Below are 21,409 nucleotides of genomic sequence, written 5' to 3'. Positions count from 1 at the left end.
TGGAGGCCGGACAGTCCTTCTGCAATTCTTGTTGTCCATGACCTGCGCCCCTTTGAGTCCGCTAATTTAGGTTAGCTCTGCTCAGGTTTTGGTTTTCCTTTGACCGGTTAGGATATTCCGCTGGCGTCAGGCCAGCGAGGCTTCTGTGGGGGTGGTAGTTGTTGAAGTCAGTACGCGACGCTGCGATCAGCTTACGGGCATGGTGCAGGCTGTCGAAAAAGTGCTCGTTCAGACACACATCCCGCATCCTGCCGTTGAAGTTCTCGACGAACCCGGTCTGCATCGGTTTTCCCGGGGCGATGTAGTGCCAATCAAATTTGGGGTCCTCCTGCCATTTCAGCGTCGCGATCCGGGCCTCAAAAGTTTTTTCCCAGCAATTCCTTGAGCGTCGACACATCCATCATCTGCTCAGCTAACAGCTTCTTCATCTTGGCGTTCTCGGCTTCAAGCGCCTTCAATTTCTTCGCATCAGAAACTTCCATGCCCCCATATTTGGATCGCCATTTGTAAAAGGTCGCATGGCTGACGCCATTCTTGCGGCTCAGATCAGCAGCGGTCGCACCGGCCTGATGCTCCTTCAATACCCCAATGATCTGTTCTTCGCTGAAACGGCTTCTCTTCGTCGTCTGTCTCCTCAGTTGGAAAACAGGCCAACTCTAGCCACCGGACATTTCAGGGGAGCAGGTCATTAACCCTGAGTTCGGCACCGCGGGCTCAAAATGAAACCTGCTACGCGACCGGTGCTTGTGCAGCGGTTGGTTGCGTTTTGGGGTATGTGCTCATCGCGCTCATCAGGTCTCTCACCGACACTTTGCAAGTTCGTGGTCCAAAGGCGATTGGCAACGTTGTGTCGCTGCACGTCACATCTCCTAAGCAAGAATAGACAGATGCCTGCAAATTAGTTATCAATTGATAAATAGAATCGACTTGAGACTCTCCGTTCTTTTCTCAGGCTCGGGTGAAATTCTGTGACGATTTGGGCCCGCCACAGAGAAACAGAAATGCCCAAAAATGGAGGAGAAATACCATGATTTATCGTTTCTTGACTGCAATTACGCTGGCGTTTGGTTTGTGCACGACGGCTCTTTACGCCGACTCTGAGAAATTGCCTTTGGGCGTTTCGCTTGTCGTTAAGATCACGTCCCCGGAAGCGGATGCCGAGAAAGTGCAACCAATTCTGGACGGATTGCTTGCCGTCGCAGAAGGCAATGATGGTGTGCGCACCTACGAAGCATCGCGCGAAGGGGATACGATCTGGCTGGTCGAGCGGTATGCGGATTTCGCCGGGTTCCAGAAACACATCGAACTGACAGGCGAATCCGGGCTACTGGAGGACTGGTTCGCAAACACCAAGCTTGAGTGGATCCTGGTCATGGATGAAGGTGAAAGCGCGGAGGCAGCTGCACTCTACGAAAAGTTCAACATGCGCGTCGCAGACAACATCGGTGGTTTCGACCGCTAGACGTTCCGGACCTAAATGAAGCAAGGCTGGCCCGCGAAAGTGGGCCAGCCTTGCTTCGTTCTAAGCGATCGTGCCGCGTGGCGGATAACCCCGTTCGCGATGAACTTTCGCAACATCCATAAGATCTTCCAAACTTGGACGCGCGAAGGGGAATGTATTGATGACGGCACCATAGAGTTTCAGGTCAGCCGTGACAAAGAAAACGCCCGGTTCTGCAAAGCGGTTCGTTTCATGCGGGGCGATACTTTCAGAGATATAAAGACCCAGTGACCGTGCTGTGGCTTCATCCAGACCATATCCGAACGGGATCCCGTCGACGGCCCATTCTGACACCGCCTTTTTGGCGCGATCCTGCGGGTCGGTCGAAACCGCCAAGATCTCAAGTCCGAGGTCGGCAAGATCGGCCTTGCGCGCTGCTGCCTCTTCGAGATGTCGCTTGCAGCGTGGGCAATGCACGCCTCGATAAACATCTATCATCAGCATGAATTCCGGCGGGTTTTCCGACAATTTCCATCGACCGCCTCCCGTAAGAGGCACGTCAATATCCGGCATCGGTTGCGAAGGGATTACATGGGACATGTCGTCTCCAATCCTAGTTTGCCAAGAAGGTGACGGTTTCCGGCCAGACCCAGATCATCAACATGACGATCAGCATCAAAAGCCAGTAGGGCACGGAGCCGCCGAAGATCTCAGAGAGCTTCACGGACGGATCAGGCACGGCGCCCTTGACGGTATAAACCAATAGGCCAAAGGGCGGGGTTAGAAGCCCTGCTTCGATGGCCAACACACCGAAAATTGCAAAGGCATAGACATTCCAGCCAATGGAATCCGCCAACGGCCAGAAGATCGGGACCGTGAGCAGGATGATCGACAGGCTGTCGATCAGGGTGCCCATCACAAGCCAGATCACAACCATCAACAGCGTCAGGCCGATCACACCCAGGCCAAAGCCGCCAAGAACATCCTGGATTATGTCAACGATGCCTCCAAGTGCCAGAAACTTCGAGTACATCGCCGCCATGATCAGCAGGAACATGATAGGTGCGATTGTTCGACCCGATGAAATGATCGCGTCGCGGTAGTCCGCCAGTTTCATGCCCTTGACCCATGCCAGAACGATCGCACCGGCACATCCGACAGCCGCAGACTCCGATGGGGTAAAGAACCCCACAAACAACCCGCCCAATACGAGGCCGATCAAAAGGACAATCCCAACCCCGCTGACCACCTGCCGGCCCGAAAGCTCAGGAATGTCCTCCCCCTCAGCTATCGTCTGTGGTGCGATATTCGGGTCCATCACCGCGCGCACTGTACAGTAGAGCCCCATGAGAAAAGCGAGAACCAGACCGGGAACAATCCCTGCGAGAAACAGCTTACCGATGGATTCTTCGATCAGAAGGCCCCAGACGATCAGCAATACGCTCGGCGGTATCAACATCCCCAAGCAAGATGACCCCGCGATAGACCCCAACGCAAATCGACGGTCATAGCCAAACCGGCGCATTTCCGGGTAGGCGATCCGCGAGAACGTCATGGCAGATGCGATGCTCACCCCGGTCACCGCCGAGAAGACGGCATTGCCAAAAATTGTCGCCACGGCCAGACGCCCGGGCAGTTTTCGTAGCATCCGGTTTGCCATTTGGTAGAGGTCAGTTGCGACCCCCGATTTACTCATGAACTCGCCCATCAAGACGAAAAGCGGAATCGCCGCAAAGATAGCGTTGCGCAGCACCGCATAGGAAGATTGCGCCGCAAGATCGAGCGCGATGGGCAGATTGCCAAACAGCAGGTATGTGCCCAGCAATGAGACGCCTCCCAGGACAATACCGATGTGAAGACCCAAAATGATCAGGCCGATGAGAAGCGCCAGAATGATAAGAAGGACGGAAACGGGATCCATGGCTTACACCTCGCCTGTTAGGTCGTTGTCGGCAGACGCCAGATAGGGACGCCCTGTCACGGCCTGAAAGATCATCTGGAGGTAGAACAGGATGCAGACAATGCTCATCACGACGATCACTGTGCGCACCGGTGCGACAGGTACTTCAAAAGCCCCAAAGCCTTCGATCTCGCCCGTGCGCCAACTGATGATCATGTTGTTCCAGCTGGCGTAGACAATGGAGCAAAAGACAATCAAGCCGACGGCAAAAGACAAAACATCTATCATCCGTCGCTTACCATCATTGACAGCGTCAAAAACGATTGTCGTGCGCAACATGGTTCCGCGTTTGATCGCGGACGGGATGGCCAGAAACACGATGGCCACAATCGAATTTCCGACAATCTCATAGGTGCCCAGGAACGGCTTGTTGAACAACTCCCGACCCAAAATATCGTAGAGATAGATGGCCATAAGCGACAACGCCCAAAAGGCGGATATCACCGTCAGCGCGTCCGCAAAGCGCGTCACGGGGTCCCTTACTGGGTCAATGGAATGTTTCATGTTGCCGTTCCTCCCTCTCCGACGCCCGTTTTGCCTAAGCGTCGCCTCTCAATTTTTTTGCTGTTGCGACGCCTGCAGCGACGATACCCTGATAGCCCGTGCAACGACACAGGTTGCCCGAGATGGCGACCCGGATGTCTTCCTCCTCGGCATCCGGATGGTCCCTTAGATACGCGGTCAGCGACGTCAGCATCCCCGGTGTGCAAAACCCGCATTGTAGGGCGTGGTGTTCGGCAAAGGCTTCCTGGAGGGGGCTGAGCGTATCGCCATCCGCCAATCCCTCGACTGTTATAACCTCCGCACCGTCGGCTTGCACGGCTAGCATCAGGCAGGACCGCACGGCTTGCCCGTCAACCAGCACCGTGCATGCGCCGCAAGCTCCGTGTTCACATCCCAGATGTGTGCCCGTCAGTTTCAGTTCTAAGCGCAAAAAGTCGCCAAGATGCATTCGCGTCTCGGCGGTCCCGCGCATTTCTGTGCCATTCACGGTCAATGTGATGGGGCGTTTGTCGCTCATGCGGCACCTACTGATGCTGCGGCCCGCGCCAAGGCGCGGCGGGTCATCGTTGCTGCGATACGTTGGCGATAGGCGCTGGTGTAGTAGGCATCTGACATGGCTTCGCGTTGAGCGGCCAGTGATGCCGCCGCTTCGAATGTATCGGCGACCGCCGGCTGACCGATCAGCGCATCTTCGGCTTCGCTCAGCCGGTAAGGGACCTGATCAGCACCAGCCAGCGCGATAGCGGCGCGGCTGATCGTGCCGTTCTGGACCTCTAGCAAGGCCCCTGCGGCCACGATTGCGAAATCGCCGTGGCGGCGCGAGAATTCCGTAAAGCCATGCCCGGCATCACCCGACCACGGAGCAAAAGATAGCGACGTCAGGATTTCATCCTCTGCGATGGAGGGCATCATGTAAGCCAGCGGCCAATCTTGAGCGGCAATAGTTCGTGCGCCCTCTGGTCCAGTCACGGTCAACTCTGCATCATACAGCAACGACACTAGCGGAAGCTCCGCTGCGGGATCGAGATGACACAGTGAGCCGCCGATCGTTCCACGATTGCGGGTCTGGAAATGCCCGACCCAATCGAGCGCTGCCTGCATGATCGGCAAATGTCGGGCGATCTCGGCGCTGCCTTGCAAGGCTGATTGACGCGTCATTGCGCCGATGACGACACGTCCGTCCGTCACGTCTATGCCGTCGAGGCCAGTAACCCGAGCGAGGTCGATCAGATGATCGGGCTGCGCAAAACGCATGTTTAGCATGGGCATCAGGGACTGGCCGCCCGCCAAGAACTTGTAGTCCTCACACTCCTCCAAAAGCGCGAAGACGTCCGACAGGCTGCTTGGATCGTGATATGTGAACGGAGCAGCCTTCATGCGCCAGACGTGTCCTTCCCTTTGCCGCGCATCGCGCCGTACAGCAGCTTTATCCCGGAGACAGAGGAGTTACCCACCTCTTCGCCAGCAAGTTGGGCCTCCAAGTTTGTCACGAATTGCGCAATAAGTTGTCGGGCAACATTGTCGATCAACCCTGAGGCGCGGCCGTACTGCGCAATAGAACCCGTCAGAGCCATATCGACGGTGACCTCTACCTTGGTTGTGGTCGTGTCGGGGGCCGAAAGTCGAAAGTCTATCTTCGCATTGCCGCCACCACGCCCTTTCTTATCGGTGCCCTTGGCTTCCAACGTCGCGTGATAGTCGTCCTGATTGATTTCCAAGAGCTTTGCATTGCCGTTGAATGTCAGTGAAACCGGCCCCAGCTTTACCTTTGCAGCCCCATTGCATTCGCGGTCATTGACCACTTCGGTGACTTCGGCTCCTGGCAGGCATGGTGCGATGCCGGGCATGTCAAGAAGCGCGGGCCAGGTTTGTTCAACCGGTGCGTTGATTGTGAAATCGTATTTGAGGTCCATGTTTCGCTTTCCGTTCAGGCGGCGTTTTTTGCGTTGTCCAGCAATTCGCATATCCGCTGCGGATCAACTGGGTGGTCGTGGATCAGAACGCCTAAGGGTTGGAGCGCGTTTTCAATGGCCGCAATGATGGCCCCCGCCGCAGGGATCGTCCCGCCTTCGCCCGCACCCTTGACGCCAAGCGCGTTACAGGGCGACGGGATTTCCTGATGCAGGATGTCGATATGCGGAATTTCCGGCGCAGTCGGGATCAGGAATTCGCCATAGTTCGTCGACTGCGGCTGCGCACTATCGTCATAGACCATCCGCTCAAACAGCGCATTGCTGATGCCGTGGACCACCCCGCCAAGGATTTGACCGTCCACCAGTTGCGGATTGATCATCGTGCCGCAATCATGGGCAATGACGTAATTGAGCAGCGTAACATCCCCGGTTTCGATATCGACTTCGACCTCGACGACGGTGGACCCGCTTGAATGCGGTACGGCCTCTGAAGACACGAAAGATGTCGACTCTAACTCCGGCTCAAAACCGTCCGGCACCTTGGCGTTCATAAGCGGTGATAGCTTGCTCGACAGCTCGCCAAGTGAAATGAACTCGTTGCGTCCGGTCTGGGGCTTGCAGCGCACCACTCCGTCTTCAATGTCCAAATCCTCTGGATTGGCGTCCAGCATTTCGGCAGCCAGTCGCAGCGCCTTGGCCCGCACCCGCTGTGCTGCATCCAATGACGCAGGTCCGGCGTTCGCTGTGATGCGACTACCCGATGTCGAGATGCCGTGTGGCACAAGGGCTGTGTCGGCGGACTGATAGACAATGTCCTCAATTTTGACCCCAAGCTCTTCGGCGACGACCTGGGAAAACACCGTTTGGTGCCCTTGGCCTTGGCCAGCAGCACCGGTCTGCAACAAAACCTTGCCACTGGGCTGCACCTTGACCTTTACGCCCTCGTAAGGGCCAAACCCGGTATCTTCGATGCACGATGCCATCCCGATCCCGATGTAGCGACCATTGGCGCGCGCCTCGGTCTGACGTGCCTTGAAGGCTGAATAGTCGGCCTTCTCAAGGGCCATGTCCAACAGGTTGTGATAGTCGCCGATGTCGTAGACCGCCGGATCGCCGCTCGGCAATGTGTTGCCGTTGGTGTAGGGAAACTGATCAGGTCGCACGAAGTTGCGTCGCCGGACGTCTGCCGGGTCCAGGTTCAAACCACGCGCAACCGTCTCAATGACCCGATCCATCGCGTAGGCTGCGTTGGGGCGCCCAGCGCCGCGCACCGGCGAGGTAGAGACCTTGTTGGTAAAGACCGCATCCAGCGAGATGTCCATCGCTGGCACAGCAAACGGCCCCGGCAAGGGAAACATGCTTGTTGCGGGCAACAGCAGCCCATAGGGCACGAACGCACCCATGTCGCAAATCACTCGGCCGCGCACACCAAGCACTTTTCCGTCATCCTCGCACGCAATCTCGACCGACCAGTTTTGATCTCCGCCCTGCCATGTGGACAGAAAGTGTTCACGGCGGTCTTCGATCCACTTCACCGGGCGGTTCAGCTTTTTCGACAGGATCGTCAGGATGAACTCTTCTGGATATGGCCCGATCTTTGGCCCAAAGCTGCCACCGACATCAGGGCAAACCACGCGGATTCGGCTTTCATCTTCTTCAAAGTAACGCGCCATTTGGCGGCGGATCATGAAAGGCGCTTGGGTGGTCAGGTAGATCGTCGTCTCGTCCAGACTTCGGTTGTAATCCACCAGAACGTTCCGACATTCCATTGCATGGCAACCGCCGCGATGTTCGTTGAACGTGGTCTCGAACCGATGCGAGGCCCGCGAGAACATGTCGTCGATGTCGCCAAACTTCGTGTAGAAGTTGCCGACCAGATTGCTGTCTGCGCCCGCGTGGACCTTTGAAGCCTCTGACGCGAGTGCGTCGCGACAGTCGCTGATGGCAGGTAGGGGCTCGTACTCAACCATGATCATGGCCGCAGCATCCTCGGCAATATGGCGGCTATCGGCAACGACAACGGCCATTGTTTGGCCGACGAAACAAACCTCGTCTTTGGCAAGCAAAAACTGACAGATCGGCTGCTTCAAGAGGGGTGAGGAATAGACCGTCGCCATGGGCTTTTCATCGTATGGCGCACCAAGGTCAGCCAGTGTGTAGACAGCATGCACACCGTCAATACTAAGTGCGGCACTCGTATCAATGGTCCGAATGCGCGCGTGGGCAATGTCAGACCGCAGAAAGGCCACATGCAACATTCCCGCCAGTTCGATATCGTCCACATAGCGTCCATTTCCAGTCAGGAACCGCTTGTCTTCCAGACGTCTTTCGGGCTTTCCGAAATACCTCATCGCGGTCGCCATGACATCGTTACATGCCGAAAAGTCATCCCGCCTTGCTCCCCCCGATTGGCCCAAGTCTTCAGCTTCAGTCTACGACAAGACGCTGTCGACTCACCAGTCTTTTAGTTTATCATATGATAATCTATCAGCTTTCAAGCTAATGTCCAGCCATCGAGGCAGCGCCTAAATTCTTACACCGCAAGGCGTTAAAGATTTGACAGGGATCGCAAGCTCGCGTTATTTATCAATTGATCACAATCTGCTGTGATTTGATCTTGGGGACATCAAGCGGGCCAAGAAGAGGCATTCGTCGAGATGTGTAACGCGCGTTGGAGGACGCGACACCCTTGCTCGGAATAACACTGTGTATGGAGGAACACATGATACCCAATATTAAGAAGTCCCGATCCGTATTGACTGCCGGACTTTCGGTCGCAGTTTTGCTGGGAATGACCGCTGCATCAGCGGCTGAGACCTTCAATCTGAGGATTGGATCCGGCCAAGCACGAGACCCGTTGGAGCCAAACTTTATCGCACATACAAGCTTTATTCCGCGCGTGACGGAAAGGGTCGCTGCGGAAACCGATCACGAGGTCAATTTTCAGGAACTTTGGAGCACTGTGTCCGGGCCTGCTGACACGCTGGAAGCTGTGGAAACCGGGTTGATGGATATCGGACTTTGGTGTCCATGTTCCGAACCGACCAAGGCCCGGCATTTGGCGCCCCATTACTACATGCCTTTCATCACAGATGATCCGGTTGAGCAAATCAACATTACGATGCAGGTCTATTCAGAATTCCCGGCTTGGGGTGAGACGCTGCAGCAGTACAACCAGACCTGGCTTGGAACCGGCACATTCAGCACCTATGGGCTGGGCACAAAGTTTCCCTGGGACGAAATGATCGATCTTAAGGGGCAAAAAATCGCGGCTGTCGGACCCAACGTCCCATGGATCGAGTCGTCAGAATCTATCGCGGTCACCTTTCCGCTGAATGAGGCATACTCCTCGCTCAACTCAGGCGTTGTTGAGGGCATGGTGATGTTCCCGACTGGCTGGAACGGGTTCAAACTATATGAAACCGCAAGCTACTACACGCTGACAGGCTGGGGCGCGATGTCGATCTATACGATGTCGATCAACAGCGACACCTTGGCTAAACTGCCCGACGATGTCGTCGCCATCTTGCGCGAAGAAGCTGACAAGTGGATGGTCGATACGGCAGAAGAAGCCAAGCGTCGCTACGGAGCAGCGCTCGAAAACATGGAAGCCAACGGCTCGACCATTACGACTCTGTCATCTGAGGCCCGGGCCGAAATGGCCGCCGCACTTGAGCCTTTCGTGAATGAGAACATTGCAGCATTTAATGACGAGGGCTTGCCAGCGACCGATTTCTACAAGCGGTATCTGGCCCTGGCTCAGGAAGCTGGCTACGATCTGCCGTATATCTACAACGTCCAGTAGATTACGCTCAAAAAATGAGACTTTCGGCAGGTGTGTGATCCACACCTGCCGTTTTCGTTTCCCCCATTCCCTTTGAACGGACTGATGAAACTAGGCTAAAGGGCTGCGCGCTCTTCGGCCACCTTCGAGAACTCCTCAAAGAACTGATTGGACAGCTTCTTGGCAGTCGACTGAATAAGGCGCGACCCCAGTTGGGCGAGCTTGCCGCCAACTTTGGCCTCCGCAGTGTAAACCAGCCGCGTCCCTTCATTCTCTGGCGCCAAACGCACATTAGCTGTTCCGCTTCCAAAACCGGCAATGCCGCCCTTTCCCTCACCCGAGATTGTGTAACTTTCCGGCGGGTTCATGTTGCTCAGTTCAACTTCGCCTTGGAAGGTCGCCTTCACTGGTCCGATCTTAAGCTTTATTGTCGCTTCGAACCCGTCAGCCGGACTACCCGACAACGTCTCGCAACCCGGCAGACAGCGCTGCAACACCTCGGGATCATTCAACATGTCCCAAACCGCCTCGCGCGACAAAGGAAGGTCATGTTCGCCGGTGAGTTCCATGTTTGGCTCCTTGCAAGAACAAAAAAAGGGCGTCACACGAATGCGACGCCCATAGGGTCGGGAGAAACCCTATAGTTTACCCATGGCACGCAGCACCTTTTCACTTGTGACTGGCATATCGATGTGGCGCACGTTGTAGTCTTTCAACGCGTCAGTGCAGGCGCTCACAATCGTTGCAATCGATCCGACGATCCCGCCCTCTCCGGCGCCCTTAACCCCGAGTGGGTTCGATGTGCAGGGCACCTCGTTTTTTTCCATGTGGAACGTCGGAACGTCGTCTGCGCGTGCCAGACAGTAATCCATGAAGGAGCCGGTCAAAAGCTGGCCACTCTCAGGATCATAGACGATCTGTTCAAGCAACGCCTGACCAATACCGCCGGCGATACCACCCGCGATCTGGCCTTCGACGGTCATCGGGTTGATGATCCGGCCAACATCGTCGACGGCCACGAATTTCTCTACCGAGACTTTGCCGGTCTTGGGGTCAATCGTCACTTCGCAAACATGGCATCCATTGGGGAATGCGGCCCCACCTGCGGTATAGTCCATCTCATCCCAAAGGCGGTCACCCAGGTCGTCCGGCATGCCGCCATCCTCAGCCTTCTGAGCCAGTTCGAATATCCCGATACTTTGGTCTCCGGCAGAGAAGGTCGCGTTCGCAAAGGTAACGTCATCCGCTTTTGTACCAAACAGATGCGCCGCCATGGCCTTGCCTTTAGCAATCATGTTCTCGCCAGCAAGATGCACAGCCGTCCCACCCAAGCGCATGGAGCGTGTTGCGTAAGAACCATCGCCCCATTTCACGCGCGCGCTGTCGCCTGATACGAAGTCGATCAGGTCATAATCCACGCCCAGTAAGTCGCATGCGACCTGGCAGAAGGCGGTCTCAGCACCTTGCCCGATGGCGGCAGTACCAGTGAAGATTTCGACACGACCCGTGCCTCCGTGAACTCGTACTTCGCCGAATTCGCGCGGCATACCGCCTGACACCTCCACGTAGTTCCCGATGCCGATCCCACGCAGCAGCCCGTCTTTGGCCGACGCTTCGCGGCGGGCCTCAAATCCGTCCCAATCGGCCGCCGCCATGGCACGGTCCTGAGATTCGTGGAATTTACCGGTCTCGTAGTTCATATTAAGGAAAGTCGTAAACGGCAGGTCTTCTTCTGCAATCAGGTTGCGCTTTCTGATCTCCGCCTTGCCCATTCCAAGCTCAAGTGCCGCCATATCCAACAGGCGCTCAGTGATATAGGTGCCCTCCGGCCGGCCCGCGCCGCGGTAGATATTGGCCGGGCAGGTGTTGGACACAGCGACCTTCACTTCACAGTAAATCAGCGATGTCCGATAAAGCCCTTGCACCGACCGCAGGAAGTTCCAGGTGTGCGGAATGGTTGCGAGCGGTGTGTTGAACGCACCGACGTTGCCGACCATTTTGATCCGTTGCGCCAGAATTTCGCCATCTGCGGCGACGGCCAGCTCGCCGGTGGCGACCTGGTCACGGGTGTGCCAATCCGCCAGCATCCCTTCGCTGCGGTCTGCGACCCATTTGACCGGGCGCCCGCCCAAAGCCTTTGTGGCCATCACAGCTGCGACAGTCTCATTATAAAGATGGATCTTGCCGCCAAACCCCCCGCCAATATCGGGTGAGATCACATGGAACTTCTCGTTCGGCATGTCGAAGACATATTCACCCAGGAACTCTGACAGCCGGTTTGCCGCCTGGCAGCCCACGTGGATTGTCCACTTGTCCGCATCTGGATCGTATTGTGCGATGGTCGCGCGCGGCTCCATAAAGCCTTGCGTGAAGCGGGCCTGTGTAAGGTCAATCGTCGCGACTTTGGCTGCCTTCTTGAAAGCCTCTTCGACCTTTTCATTGTCCCCGAAATGCCAATCCAAAACGCAGTTTTGAGGGACTTCATCATGCAGTTGCGGGGCGCCGGGCTTGAGCGCATCCACGGCGGCCGTCACAGGCGGCAGTTCTTCGTAGTCCACGATAATTGCCTCGGCGGCATCACGCGCTTCAGCCACGCTGTCGGCCACCACAACTGCGACCTCATGGCCGACATAGAGCGCTTTGTCGCGCGCGAACGGGATGCAGGTCGGGTCGAGCTGCAGTGAGTCGTCCCGGTTCTTGGGGAAGGCCGCAACCGCAGCACCTGACTTGCCGGGCGCCTGGCCCAACCCTTCGGCATCATCGCGCGTCAAGACAAGCTGCACGCCTGGCATGGCCATCGCTGCGCTTGTGTCAATCGACAGAATCTTGGCGTGCGCATGCGGCGACCTGACCACGACCATATAGGCCTGGTTCGGCATATTCATGTCTGCGGTGTATTGGCCTTTGCCGGTGATGAATTTCTGATCTTCGCGGCGCAGGACGCGCTTACCGATCCCGAATTCCGTTGCACCATTGGTGACGTTCATGGTGTCCTCCCTTTTGTCGTGGACGCCCGATCCTTGTCGGGCTCTCGCGTTAGTCCGCGCCGCCGGGTGCGGCGGCACGTTTGGGCTAGATTGCGGCAGCCGCAGCCCGGCCAATCATGACCGAGACCAAATGGGCCCGATATTCCGCGCTGCCATGCAGGTCACTGACCAGATCTGTCGCCGGATGTTTGATGGCTTCGGCGGCCTCGGCGGTAAAGGACGCCTCTAGCGCCTGTTCATGCACCGGACTGCGGAACACGCCGGGGCCTGCCCCTGTAACGGCTGCACGCACCTTGCCATTTGCATCCTTCGACACGAACGCACCCACCATCGCATATCGTGATGCCGGTTGCGGGAACTTGGCATAGGCAGACGTCGCTAGCCTTGGAAAGCTAATCGCCGTGACAATTGCCCCTTCCGCAAGGCTGGTTGAAAACAGACCATCAAAGAAATCATCTGCTGCAATGTCACCGGCAGAGGTGTGAACCGTCGCGCCAAGCCCCAGAACAGCAGCTGGATAGTCGGCAGCTGGGTCATGGTTGACCACCGACCCACCAATGGTACCTCGGTGGCGCACCTGCGCGTCCCCAATATGTGACGCAAGGCCGGAGAGCGCAGGAAGGGCTACACCAATTTCAGCTGAAGCTGCGACATCTGCATGTCGCACCATCGCGCCAACCCGCACAGTGTCGTCAGTGATCTCCACCTCGGTTAGTTCGCTGATGCCACTCAGGTCAACCAGCTTCGATGGTTGTGCTAAACGCTGCTTCATCGTCGGCAACAGCGTCATGCCGCCCGCCAACGGTGCCGCGTCCGGGTCCGCAAGCGCCGCTGCTGCGTCAGCGATGGATGTCGGGCGTTCGAATGAAAAATCGTACATTTATCTCTCCCCCTATGCCCGATCTTGCCGCATCTCGGCGGCAGCTGCCTGAATGGACTTGACGATACCGTGATACCCAGTGCAGCGGCACAAATTGCCCTCGAGCCATTCGCGGATGGTCTGCTCATCGGGATCCGGTTTCTTTTGCAAAAGATCGAGCGAGCTCATGATCATACCCGGTGTGCAGTATCCGCACTGTAACCCGTGGTTCTCTTTGAAGGCGGCCTGCATCGGATGCAGGTTGTCGCCTTCGGCAAGGCCTTCGATGGTGGTGACGGATCGGCCTGCGCATTGGGCCGCAAGCATCGTGCAGCTTTTGACCGACTCTCCGTCGACATGCACGACGCAGGCGCCACATTGGCTGGTGTCGCATCCAATATGCGTTCCGGTCATTCCCAAGTGTTCTCGCAACAGCTCGACGAGCAATGTGCGGTTCTCAACGTCCACGGCTTTCGCCTGTCCATTGACGGTTAATTCTATGCGTGGCACGGACACCTCCCTTTGTGCGGTGACGAGCGTTTCCAGGTCCTTGAATTGCCCGAATGGTCGGTCAATCCTCCTTACAGGGACTTGTCGGCTTCGTTCCTAAAGTTTATCGTATGATAATTAACTGTCAACAGATTCCGCATGACACCATCGCGGGGCATGGGGAGGACCAACACATGGCTGATAAAAAGAAGGTCATAATTACTTGCGCAGTCACCGGGGCCATTCACACACCGTCAATGTCGCCTTATCTGCCGATTACTGCTGAGGAGATTTCAGACGCCGCCATAAGCGCAGCCGAGGCTGGGGCGGCCATCGTCCACCTTCATGCACGCAACCCACAAGATGGTCGTCCCGATCAATCACCCGAAGCATTTGCGCCGTTCCTGTCGGTGATCAAACAACGCTCAGACGCGGTCATTAATCTGACCACCGGCGGCGCGCCGACAATGCTGGTCGATGAGCGTCTCAAGCCGACGGCACAGTTCAAGCCGGAGCTGGCTTCGCTGAACATGGGCACGATGAATTTCGGCCTGTTCCCGATGCTGGATCGGTACAAAGACCTGAAACATGATTGGGAACGCGATTATCTCTCTGGGTCACGCTCCAGTTTTTTCGCAACACGTTTGCGGACATCGAACTGATCCTGTCGATAGGCGCCGAGAATGAAACGCGATTCGAGTTCGAATGCTACGACACCGCGCATCTCTATACGCTTGCCCATTTCGCGGACCGCGGCCTCGTGAAGCCCCCATTCTTTGTCCAAACCGTCTTTGGAATCCTGGGCGGCATCGGGGGCCATCCAGAAGACGTCAGCCACATGAAACGCACCGCTGACCGTTTGTTCGGTGACGACTATCGCTGGTCCGTCCTGGGCGGAGGCAGATCGCAGATGAGCATAGCGGCGATGGCCGGCGCGATGGGCGGCAACGTCCGTGTGGGGTTGGAAGACTCTCTATGGATCGGCCCGGGCAAGCTGGCCGAAACAAACGCCCAGCAAGTTACGAAAGTCCGCCGCATCCTCGAAGACCTTGGGCTGGAGATTGCAAACGCGGATGACGCCCGCGAAATGCTCGCGCTCAAAGGTGGCGACCGGGTAGCTTTCTGACAGCAGCCTCGCTCAAGTCGTCTGAAGAAGCACGCTGAACTTCTAAAGGGCCCTAGGAAATCAAATACCAGGCTACAGTTGTCGATAGCGCTGCAATAACCTAGTTTCCTGAGTTCAACAGATAGCGAAACGAGAAAACGAGAACCATGCCCCGTCTAAGCCGAGAAGCACGCGAACAGCATATGGTCGAGTGCGCAATTAAGTTCTTCTCCGAACGAGGGTTTAGCGGCCAGACACGCGAGTTGGCAAAGGAACTGGGGGTCACGCAACCCCTACTGTATCGTTATTTTCCCTCTAAGCAGCATCTGGTGGATCGCGTTTACAAAGAGCTTTTCGAAACGCGCTGGAAGGACACCTGGGAAGACGGGATTGTGAACCGGGACTTGCCCCTGCGTGAACGGCTTATCTCGTTTTGGACCGACTACTGCGAAACGATTTTTACGCGGGATTGGGTCCGCATGTTTGTATACTCGGGCTTGAACGGGGGCGACTACAATCGTCGCGCTCTTGAAGAGCTGAGGCACAAGATCTTCCGGCGTGTTGCATTGGAAGTACGCCATGAGCTTGGATACCCCGGCGAAAGTTTGAAGCGGGTGAGAGAGAAAGAAATCGAATTTGTCTGGGAAGCGCATGGCATGCTGTTTTACCATTTTCAGCGCCAACATGTGTACGAAATGAAACCGTCGCAAACACTCGACGAAGTCGTTGAAATGATGGTCGATGTGATCTTTGCAACTGCGCCGATCATTCTGAAAAAATCCGGGGCGAGAAAGCGGCTGTAGCAGATTTAATCCTCGCACATATTTTTTTGTACTAGTTGGAGCCAGCCTTGAGCAATGTACGGGGTTTCGTTTTCTTTGCGGTCGTAAACGGCACCAAGCGGCGAAAACAGTCATTTTCGTCGGTGGTTACGCCCCAGTGCGAACCTTCGCCCGATTGTTAGATCGCTGCAATTGCAATCTGCATTGGTGCCATTCGCCCCGGTGACAATCTCAGGGTGTGCCTGAAACTTCATCTGAGCTTCAATTTGCCCCTGTCCCATCTCCTGCTCTTCTACGATGGTCTTTCCCGCATGTTCAGCCAATGTCAAAAGCTGGCTCGTCCGCAGGCTACCAGCGATATCGCAGACGACCTAAGATCTTTCGATAGCGATGTCGGTGAACAATGATTTGGCATTGATGCATTTGCCGTTCGCGGTTGCGTCAACAAGGATGCCTGCGGGTTGATTGTTTGAGACCGAAACGCCTGGCCAGTACTAGCCAATCAATTCTACGGTTTCTACGCGTCGCGCCTCGCCCATATCTTCGATAGTCAAACCTGTGATCCCAGCCTCACAAAATGCATCGATAATTGCACGGCCAGCGCCGCCGCCAGCGCCAACAATATAAGCTGTCCGCCCAGCCAAACTGGTACGTTTGTTCGTGATCGTCCGCACCAATGCTAGCCCGTCGGTAGCATCACCTATCAATGATCCGTTAGGATTGCTTCCAACAGTGTTCAAAGCCCCCAAACGGGCTGCCCTTTCTGTCAGCGTGTCGACCTGTGCGAAGGCAGCCTGCTTATGAGGATATGTACCGAACACCCCATGAACGTCTCGGAAATACGCAAAAGTTCCCAGAACGCACCGATGCTCTGCGCCGGGATGTTTAACAGCACCATTTGGCGTCTTTATTTTGCGTCCTTAGCCAAGCGTTGATTTCAGGGGGTGATACAACGCCATTCACCGGGTCGCCCACGGTTGGAAATAGTTTTGTCTTTCCTGAAATTTCCATTTTCAGCCTTCGAATGCGTTGGAGATTGACAGAAGAATGTATGTAAATTTAAAAACATCCAATGTTTTTATTTTTGCGGAACAAAAATGCTTTTCTCGGGTAAAAAAACTGATGACGGTACGATCGTTGAGCTGCTGGCCTCGACCTTGCGACGCGACATTGCGTTTGGCACCTTGCTGCCCGACCAGAAGTTGAAGATCGACGAGCTGCGCGCACGCTACGGCGGGTCCAACCATTCGATGCGCGAAACCTTGAGAATCCTTTCAACCGAAGGCTTGGTCGAAGCAACTGCGCAGCGCGGGTTCCGAGTGACCTCTGCGACCGAAGCCGATATGCGCGATATTCAAATGGTACGCTTCGAGGTTGAAAAACTCGCGCTGTCGCGCTCGATCGCTTTTGGGGATGTGGCTTGGGAAGGACGGGTGATGGCCGCGCATCACGCTCTGCAAAAGGCAGAAGATGAGGCGGCATCAAGCCCAGATGATATGATTGCATTAGCCTGGGATGAAGCCTGCCGGGCCTTTTCCTATGCGTTGATTGAGGCATGCGACAGCCCGCGTCTGATCGATCTGCACCGAAAGTTCTTTGATCAGAGCCGTCGATTCAGGTTGGCGCAGTTGCGCGAAGGCCAGCTTGACTGGGTGGCACGGAAACAGCGTCAGAAAGGCTTGTTAGAGGCTGTGCTGTCGCGAAATGAAGACGCCGCGTTACGGCTTTTGCAGCACGATGTTAATGCGGAGTTACAGCACTAAACAAAGACAAGTGATCATTTAGGGAGGATAACATGACACTTTTTAATCGCCGCAAGGCACTGGCCTTGATGGGCGGAACGGTTGCCGCCTCGGGGCTCGCCGCACCGGCATTGGCCATGAACAAAAAGATCAAAGTGGGCGCACTTCGGTTCACGTCGCATTCGGGCAATTTTGTGGGCTTTGAACGAGGCTATTTCGCAGATGCAGGTCTCGACGTTGAGTTTGAATTTTTCCAAGCAGCGCAGCCTATGGCTGTCGCGATTGCCTCTGGAGACGTTGATTACGCCGTCACGGCCGTCTCGGGTGGGTTGATCAACCTCGCCGAAAAGGGCGCGATCAAAGTCATCGGTGGTGCGCTGAGCGAAGAGGCTGGCATTGACGGTCAGAAATACCTGATTTCAGATGCCTCTTATCAGGCCGGGATCAAGACGTTGAAAGACCTCGACGGCAAAAAATACGCCATCACACAGGCAGGCTCGTCCTTCCACTACATGGGCTCCAAAATGGCGGCGGCCGAGGGCATCGACCTCAAGTTCACGCCCTTGCAAAAGGTCGGCGCGATTATCGGCGCGATGAAGTCCGGCCAAGTTGATGGGTGGTCCATTGTGCCCCATATCGCCAAACCACTGGCTGCAGCAGGCGCGTGGCACATGGTAGCCAATGTGGCGGACTATATCCCTGACTATCAGGTGACGACGGTCTTCACCTCCGCCAAGAACGCCGCTGATGAACGTGGCATGACCGAAGGATTCCTGAATGGTTTTTCCAAAGGTGTCGATGACTACGCGGCTGCGATGATCGACGGAACCGCCGATCAGGATGAGATGGTCGATTTGATCCACAAATACGTCTACACCGACCGCGAGCGCGCCAAGGCAGCCCCGTCCATCATCAACGGGACCATGCGCATCAATGCGGGAGCTGCACTCAATATCGCGTCAATCCAAGATCAGTTGTCTTGGTTCCAGTCCGAAGGTCTCGTGGATGCAAATATCACAATCGAACAGCTGGTGGACACGTCCTACGTAGACATAATCGGGGCCTGAGTTTTCCCAACAGTGGGGCTGGCATAATGCTGGCCCCTCATATCTCATGCAAAAGGTCCGTGATGGATATTCGACTGGACGGCATTGGCCATTCCTATGACGATTTCGAGGTGATGCGTGACATCTCGCTGGATATTTCCAGCGGGCAGATTGTCTGTATCGTCGGGCCCTCAGGCTGCGGAAAATCCACCCTTTTGCGCTTTATCGGCGGGTTGGAGCGGCCCAAGCGGGGACGCGTGTTGCAGCTGGGGGACCCGCCTGCAGATTGCCTGAACCCGCTCACCTATATATTCCAAGACTTCGCGCTGCTGCCGTGGCGGTCGGTGTCGGGCAACATCTCACTGGTGCTGGAAGATCACGGCATCAAGGGTGCGGCCGCCAATGAGATCATTGCGGACGTGCTGTCGCGCACCAAACTGACCGACTTTGCCAAAGCCCTGCCCAAACAGTTGTCCGGCGGTATGAAACAGCGCGTGGCCATTGCGCGCGCGCTCGCTGTGAACCCCGCTGTGATGCTGATGGATGAGCCGCTCTCGGCGCTCGACAGCCAAACCCGAGAGTTGTTGATGGATGATCTGGTGGAGCTTTGGACCCGCCAGCCGTTCACCGCCGTTTACGTCACCCATAATCTGGCCGAGGCCGTGCGCGTGGGGCACCGCGTTGTTGTGCTGTCGCGTCGTCCGGGAAAAATTCGCGAGGTGGTCGATATCGACAAACCCCTTGCCGCGCGCGAATTTGGGGATGCTGATCTTGAGAAAACACAAAAATACCTTTGGCAGTTGATGCGCGACGAAGCGCGCGCCGCTGATGCGGAGCTGCTTCATGGATGACACCGGGAAATCAGTTGTCTTTCGCGGGGGCGGCTTCGCCCCCAAATCGCGCCGCTGGGTCGGTGTCGTCGTTTTCGTTTCTCTGGTGCTAATTGTCGAATGGGGCACGCGGGTGGGCTGGATATCGTCTCTGTCCCTGCCGCGCCCCTCGGATGTGTTTGAGACGTTCCGCCAGCTTTATGACAGCGGGCTGCTGTTCAAACATCTTGGCCCTAGCCTGTCCCGCCTGACCGTGGGGGCTATTATCGGGGCCAGCGTTGGGATCAGTGTAGGCATCCTGATCGGCCTGTTCTCATACGTCCGCTCTGGCCTTGTGCCGTTGGTGGCAGCAATTTTCCCTATTCCCAAAATCGCCCTTTTGCCGCTGTTTGTGATCTGGTTTGGCATCGGCGAAGGCTCCAAATACGCGCTGATCGCCTTTGGCACCTTCACCCCGACCGTGGTGGCGACCTACGGCGCGGTAGACAATGTGGACCGCACGCTGATCCGCATGGGCCAAAGCTTCGGCCTGTCCTGGTGGTCTATCGTGCGCAAGATCGTCCTGCCCGGGGCGATGCCGGGAATATTGTCAGGACTACGTATCAGTCTCGCCATTGCGATCATCCTGCTGGTTGCGGCAGAAATGCTTGGCGCAGAGTATGGCATCGGGGCGTATATCCTTGAGGCCGGATCGCTCTATGATCTCGAACGGCTCTTTGCGGGCGTCGTGATCCTGTCCTTGCTCGGGGTTCTGGTCAGCGCGGTCATCGGCATGGCCGAACGCCGTTTGTTGGGTTGGCGGACGTGACGCGCAAGCCGAAATCCGACTATAATGTTGTGGTTGCCGGCGGCGGTGCTGGCGGTGTTGGGGCAGCTCTAGGAGCTGCAAAAGCCGGCGCGCGCGTTTTGCTGGTTGAGAAGTATGGTTTCCTCGGTGGGGCAGCGACCAACGCGCAGGTGCTGGCCTATTGTGGGTTTTTCCAACAAGGGCCGGACCCTATCAAGGCAGTCGGCGGCGCGGCTGATATGGTTCTAGATGAGCTGCGCAAACTGGGCCTTGATTGTGAACCTTTCTCATCACCCACGACGTTGAACTGGATCATTTTACTCGAACCAGAGGCGGTTAAGCTGGCACTGGACCGGGTGCTGGCAAACAACGGGGTGGAGGTTTTACTGCACACCCGCATCGCGGCTGCCACACGAACGGCAGAAAAAATTCAATCCGTTACATTGGCTGGGATGGACGGCCGCACCCGCGTGTCGGCCGAAAGTTTTGTCGATGCCACTGGGGATGCGAACTTGTCTCTGGTCGCAGGTGTGCCCTGCCGCACGGGCGACCTGGGGGGCAAGCTTCAGGCGATCTCCGCCCCTGTTCGGACCGGCGGGCGTGATCCTAACGTTGCGATCGACCGCGACGCGATAAAGGCTGTGTTCAAGGCCTACAAAGGCAACTGGCCCTCGGCCCGTGAGGATGGCGAGGCAAAAGCCGCCTGGCCAATGGAGGATCACGCAATCCCCGGAAAACCGGTCTACACTTCCGTTGGCGGTGAAGGTTGGGCATCCATTCCCTTGGACGCGTTGCGCGCAAAAGGACTAGAAAATCTGTATTTCGCTGGCCGGACCATCGGCGCTGACCCACGCGCTTATGCCTCCGTCCGCGTGATGGGAACGGCCTTCGCCACAGGTGATGCGGCTGGTCAAGCAGCGGCTAGGCTGTAGGCAAGATTTTAAAGAGGATGGAATTCCGGTTTTGTGCGTTGAGCGGCCTCAGGCACTGCGAATGGATGTAGGAATGAATGATGCCAAAATACAGACCTTCCGACAGCAAGGATTCACTGTTGTGGCTTCATTTCCTAGTTCTTGCGGCGATTGTCTGGTTGCACTCGAGGGGCTGTCCGATGCTGTAGTTAAGCGTGCATTGCGATCATTTAAATGCAAAACTTCCACGACCGCAAAGTCCCGCGTGG

General features: G+C 56.3%; 20 protein-coding genes and 2 pseudogenes. 9 read left to right on the top strand and 13 right to left on the bottom strand.

All coding sequences use genetic code 11. The features are described from left to right. Positions 1–61: 61 nt before the first annotated feature. A pseudogene (locus tag ACZ1G7_RS15460) lies at positions 62–638 on the bottom strand (transposase). Positions 639–1,027: 389 nt separating this feature from the next. On the opposite strand from ACZ1G7_RS15460, the gene ACZ1G7_RS15455 reads away from it, so the two are divergent. Then, positions 1,028–1,462: a putative quinol monooxygenase gene (locus tag ACZ1G7_RS15455; protein WP_472660277.1), complete on the top strand. Its 435-nt coding sequence runs from the start codon at positions 1,028–1,030 to the stop codon at positions 1,460–1,462. A gap of 60 nt (positions 1,463–1,522) precedes the next feature. Here ACZ1G7_RS15455 and ACZ1G7_RS15450 read toward each other — a convergent pair whose 3' ends face one another. The 7 genes from ACZ1G7_RS15450 to ACZ1G7_RS15420 are packed head-to-tail and all read right to left on the bottom strand — an operon-like array spanning position 1,523 to position 8,169. Beyond that, positions 1,523–2,041, bottom strand: coding sequence for a redoxin domain-containing protein (locus tag ACZ1G7_RS15450; protein WP_472660276.1), 519 nt, complete (start codon positions 2,039–2,041; stop codon positions 1,523–1,525). A gap of 13 nt (positions 2,042–2,054) precedes the next feature. After that, complete coding sequence (locus ACZ1G7_RS15445) at positions 2,055–3,362, bottom strand: TRAP transporter large permease (protein ID WP_472660275.1); 1,308 nt, start codon at positions 3,360–3,362, stop codon at positions 2,055–2,057. 3 nt (positions 3,363–3,365) lie between these two features. After that, on the bottom strand, positions 3,366–3,905 hold the full coding sequence (locus tag ACZ1G7_RS15440) for a TRAP transporter small permease subunit (protein WP_472660274.1): 540 nt from the start codon (positions 3,903–3,905) through the stop codon (positions 3,366–3,368). A 34-nt stretch (positions 3,906–3,939) separates the two neighbouring features. Further along, the gene (locus tag ACZ1G7_RS15435; protein ID WP_472660273.1) at positions 3,940–4,422 is read right to left on the bottom strand and encodes a (2Fe-2S)-binding protein; all 483 of its coding nucleotides are present in this window, start codon (positions 4,420–4,422) and stop codon (positions 3,940–3,942) included. After that, complete coding sequence (locus tag ACZ1G7_RS15430) at positions 4,419–5,282, bottom strand: FAD binding domain-containing protein (RefSeq protein ID WP_472660272.1); 864 nt, start codon at positions 5,280–5,282, stop codon at positions 4,419–4,421. Before ACZ1G7_RS15430 ends, ACZ1G7_RS15435 begins: the two co-directional genes overlap by 4 nt. Beyond that, positions 5,279–5,818 carry an SRPBCC family protein gene (locus ACZ1G7_RS15425; RefSeq protein ID WP_472660271.1) on the bottom strand — a complete coding sequence of 180 codons (540 nt, stop codon included), beginning with the start codon at positions 5,816–5,818 and terminating at the stop codon, positions 5,279–5,281. Before ACZ1G7_RS15425 ends, ACZ1G7_RS15430 begins: the two co-directional genes overlap by 4 nt. Positions 5,819–5,832: 14 nt before the next feature. After that, the gene (locus ACZ1G7_RS15420; protein ID WP_472660270.1) at positions 5,833–8,169 is read right to left on the bottom strand and encodes a xanthine dehydrogenase family protein molybdopterin-binding subunit; all 2,337 of its coding nucleotides are present in this window, start codon (positions 8,167–8,169) and stop codon (positions 5,833–5,835) included. A gap of 371 nt (positions 8,170–8,540) precedes the next feature. Here ACZ1G7_RS15420 and dctP point away from each other — a divergent pair, with 371 nt between their 5' ends. Beyond that, entirely contained in the window at positions 8,541–9,623 is a 1,083-nt protein-coding gene (dctP, locus tag ACZ1G7_RS15415) for a TRAP transporter substrate-binding protein DctP (protein WP_472660269.1), read from the top strand. A 95-nt stretch (positions 9,624–9,718) separates the two neighbouring features. On the opposite strand, the gene ACZ1G7_RS15410 is transcribed toward dctP, so the two are convergent. From ACZ1G7_RS15410 to ACZ1G7_RS15395, 4 genes are all read right to left on the bottom strand, one after another. After that, a complete protein-coding gene (locus ACZ1G7_RS15410) occupies positions 9,719–10,171 on the bottom strand; it encodes a CoxG family protein (RefSeq protein ID WP_472660268.1) in 453 nt (150 codons plus the stop codon). A 69-nt stretch (positions 10,172–10,240) separates the two neighbouring features. Then, positions 10,241–12,589, bottom strand: coding sequence for a xanthine dehydrogenase family protein molybdopterin-binding subunit (locus tag ACZ1G7_RS15405; protein ID WP_472660267.1), 2,349 nt, complete (start codon positions 12,587–12,589; stop codon positions 10,241–10,243). Positions 12,590–12,674: 85 nt separating this feature from the next. Next, on the bottom strand, positions 12,675–13,469 hold the full coding sequence (locus ACZ1G7_RS15400) for an FAD binding domain-containing protein (RefSeq protein WP_472660266.1): 795 nt from the start codon (positions 13,467–13,469) through the stop codon (positions 12,675–12,677). Between the two features lie 12 nt (positions 13,470–13,481). Continuing rightward, positions 13,482–13,958, bottom strand: coding sequence for a (2Fe-2S)-binding protein (locus ACZ1G7_RS15395; protein WP_472660265.1), 477 nt, complete (start codon positions 13,956–13,958; stop codon positions 13,482–13,484). Between the two features lie 173 nt (positions 13,959–14,131). Between ACZ1G7_RS15395 and kce the strand changes: the two are divergent. Together kce and ACZ1G7_RS15385 are read left to right on the top strand one after the other, a co-directional pair. After that, positions 14,132–15,063, top strand: a pseudogene (gene kce / locus ACZ1G7_RS15390) (3,5-dioxohexanoate:acetyl-CoA acetone transferase). 146 nt (positions 15,064–15,209) lie between these two features. Beyond that, positions 15,210–15,845: a TetR/AcrR family transcriptional regulator gene (locus ACZ1G7_RS15385; protein WP_472660264.1), complete on the top strand. Its 636-nt coding sequence runs from the start codon at positions 15,210–15,212 to the stop codon at positions 15,843–15,845. Positions 15,846–16,318: 473 nt separating this feature from the next. Here ACZ1G7_RS15385 and ACZ1G7_RS15380 read toward each other — a convergent pair whose 3' ends face one another. Further along, positions 16,319–16,645, bottom strand: coding sequence for a hypothetical protein (locus ACZ1G7_RS15380; RefSeq protein ID WP_472660263.1), 327 nt, complete (start codon positions 16,643–16,645; stop codon positions 16,319–16,321). Positions 16,646–16,921: 276 nt separating this feature from the next. Between ACZ1G7_RS15380 and ACZ1G7_RS15375 the strand changes: the two genes are divergently transcribed. From ACZ1G7_RS15375 to ACZ1G7_RS15355, 5 genes are all read left to right on the top strand, one after another. Then, positions 16,922–17,587, top strand: a complete 666-nt coding sequence (locus tag ACZ1G7_RS15375) for a GntR family transcriptional regulator (RefSeq protein WP_472660262.1) — start codon at positions 16,922–16,924, stop codon at positions 17,585–17,587. Positions 17,588–17,619: 32 nt separating this feature from the next. Then, positions 17,620–18,633: an ABC transporter substrate-binding protein gene (locus ACZ1G7_RS15370; protein ID WP_472660261.1), complete on the top strand. Its 1,014-nt coding sequence runs from the start codon at positions 17,620–17,622 to the stop codon at positions 18,631–18,633. Between the two features lie 62 nt (positions 18,634–18,695). Then, positions 18,696–19,463 carry an ABC transporter ATP-binding protein gene (locus ACZ1G7_RS15365; RefSeq protein WP_472660260.1) on the top strand — a complete coding sequence of 256 codons (768 nt, stop codon included), beginning with the start codon at positions 18,696–18,698 and terminating at the stop codon, positions 19,461–19,463. After that, complete coding sequence (locus ACZ1G7_RS15360; RefSeq protein WP_472660259.1) at positions 19,456–20,250, top strand: ABC transporter permease; 795 nt, start codon at positions 19,456–19,458, stop codon at positions 20,248–20,250. The genes ACZ1G7_RS15365 and ACZ1G7_RS15360 overlap by 8 nt, the downstream gene beginning before the upstream one ends. After that, positions 20,247–21,161, top strand: a complete 915-nt coding sequence (locus tag ACZ1G7_RS15355) for an FAD-dependent oxidoreductase (RefSeq protein ID WP_472660258.1) — start codon at positions 20,247–20,249, stop codon at positions 21,159–21,161. The genes ACZ1G7_RS15360 and ACZ1G7_RS15355 overlap by 4 nt, the downstream gene beginning before the upstream one ends. Positions 21,162–21,409: the final 248 nt, after the last annotated feature.

Source organism: Litoreibacter sp. JB4-2 (assembly GCF_055693445.1).
The sequence above is the reverse complement of the archived record's forward strand: the minus strand, read 5'-3'. Positions and strand labels throughout refer to the sequence as shown.

Excerpts from the sequence above, each read along its gene's own strand:
- ACZ1G7_RS15455 (WP_472660277.1), top strand. The coding sequence starts at position 1,028 with ATGATTTATCGTTTCTTGACTGCAATTACGCTGGCGTTTGGTTTGTGC.
- ACZ1G7_RS15450 (WP_472660276.1), bottom strand. The coding sequence starts at position 2,041 with ATGTCCCATGTAATCCCTTCGCAACCGATGCCGGATATTGACGTGCCT.
- ACZ1G7_RS15445 (WP_472660275.1), bottom strand. The coding sequence starts at position 3,362 with ATGGATCCCGTTTCCGTCCTTCTTATCATTCTGGCGCTTCTCATCGGC.
- ACZ1G7_RS15440 (WP_472660274.1), bottom strand. The coding sequence starts at position 3,905 with ATGAAACATTCCATTGACCCAGTAAGGGACCCCGTGACGCGCTTTGCG.
- ACZ1G7_RS15435 (WP_472660273.1), bottom strand. The coding sequence starts at position 4,422 with ATGAGCGACAAACGCCCCATCACATTGACCGTGAATGGCACAGAAATG.
- ACZ1G7_RS15430 (WP_472660272.1), bottom strand. The coding sequence starts at position 5,282 with ATGAAGGCTGCTCCGTTCACATATCACGATCCAAGCAGCCTGTCGGAC.
- ACZ1G7_RS15425 (WP_472660271.1), bottom strand. The coding sequence starts at position 5,818 with ATGGACCTCAAATACGATTTCACAATCAACGCACCGGTTGAACAAACC.
- ACZ1G7_RS15420 (WP_472660270.1), bottom strand. The coding sequence starts at position 8,169 with ATGAGGTATTTCGGAAAGCCCGAAAGACGTCTGGAAGACAAGCGGTTC.
- dctP (WP_472660269.1), top strand. The coding sequence starts at position 8,541 with ATGATACCCAATATTAAGAAGTCCCGATCCGTATTGACTGCCGGACTT.
- ACZ1G7_RS15410 (WP_472660268.1), bottom strand. The coding sequence starts at position 10,171 with ATGGAACTCACCGGCGAACATGACCTTCCTTTGTCGCGCGAGGCGGTT.
- ACZ1G7_RS15405 (WP_472660267.1), bottom strand. The coding sequence starts at position 12,589 with ATGAACGTCACCAATGGTGCAACGGAATTCGGGATCGGTAAGCGCGTC.
- ACZ1G7_RS15400 (WP_472660266.1), bottom strand. The coding sequence starts at position 13,469 with ATGTACGATTTTTCATTCGAACGCCCGACATCCATCGCTGACGCAGCA.
- ACZ1G7_RS15385 (WP_472660264.1), top strand. The coding sequence starts at position 15,210 with ATGCCCCGTCTAAGCCGAGAAGCACGCGAACAGCATATGGTCGAGTGC.
- ACZ1G7_RS15375 (WP_472660262.1), top strand. The coding sequence starts at position 16,922 with ATGCTTTTCTCGGGTAAAAAAACTGATGACGGTACGATCGTTGAGCTG.
- ACZ1G7_RS15370 (WP_472660261.1), top strand. The coding sequence starts at position 17,620 with ATGACACTTTTTAATCGCCGCAAGGCACTGGCCTTGATGGGCGGAACG.
- ACZ1G7_RS15365 (WP_472660260.1), top strand. The coding sequence starts at position 18,696 with ATGGATATTCGACTGGACGGCATTGGCCATTCCTATGACGATTTCGAG.
- ACZ1G7_RS15360 (WP_472660259.1), top strand. The coding sequence starts at position 19,456 with ATGGATGACACCGGGAAATCAGTTGTCTTTCGCGGGGGCGGCTTCGCC.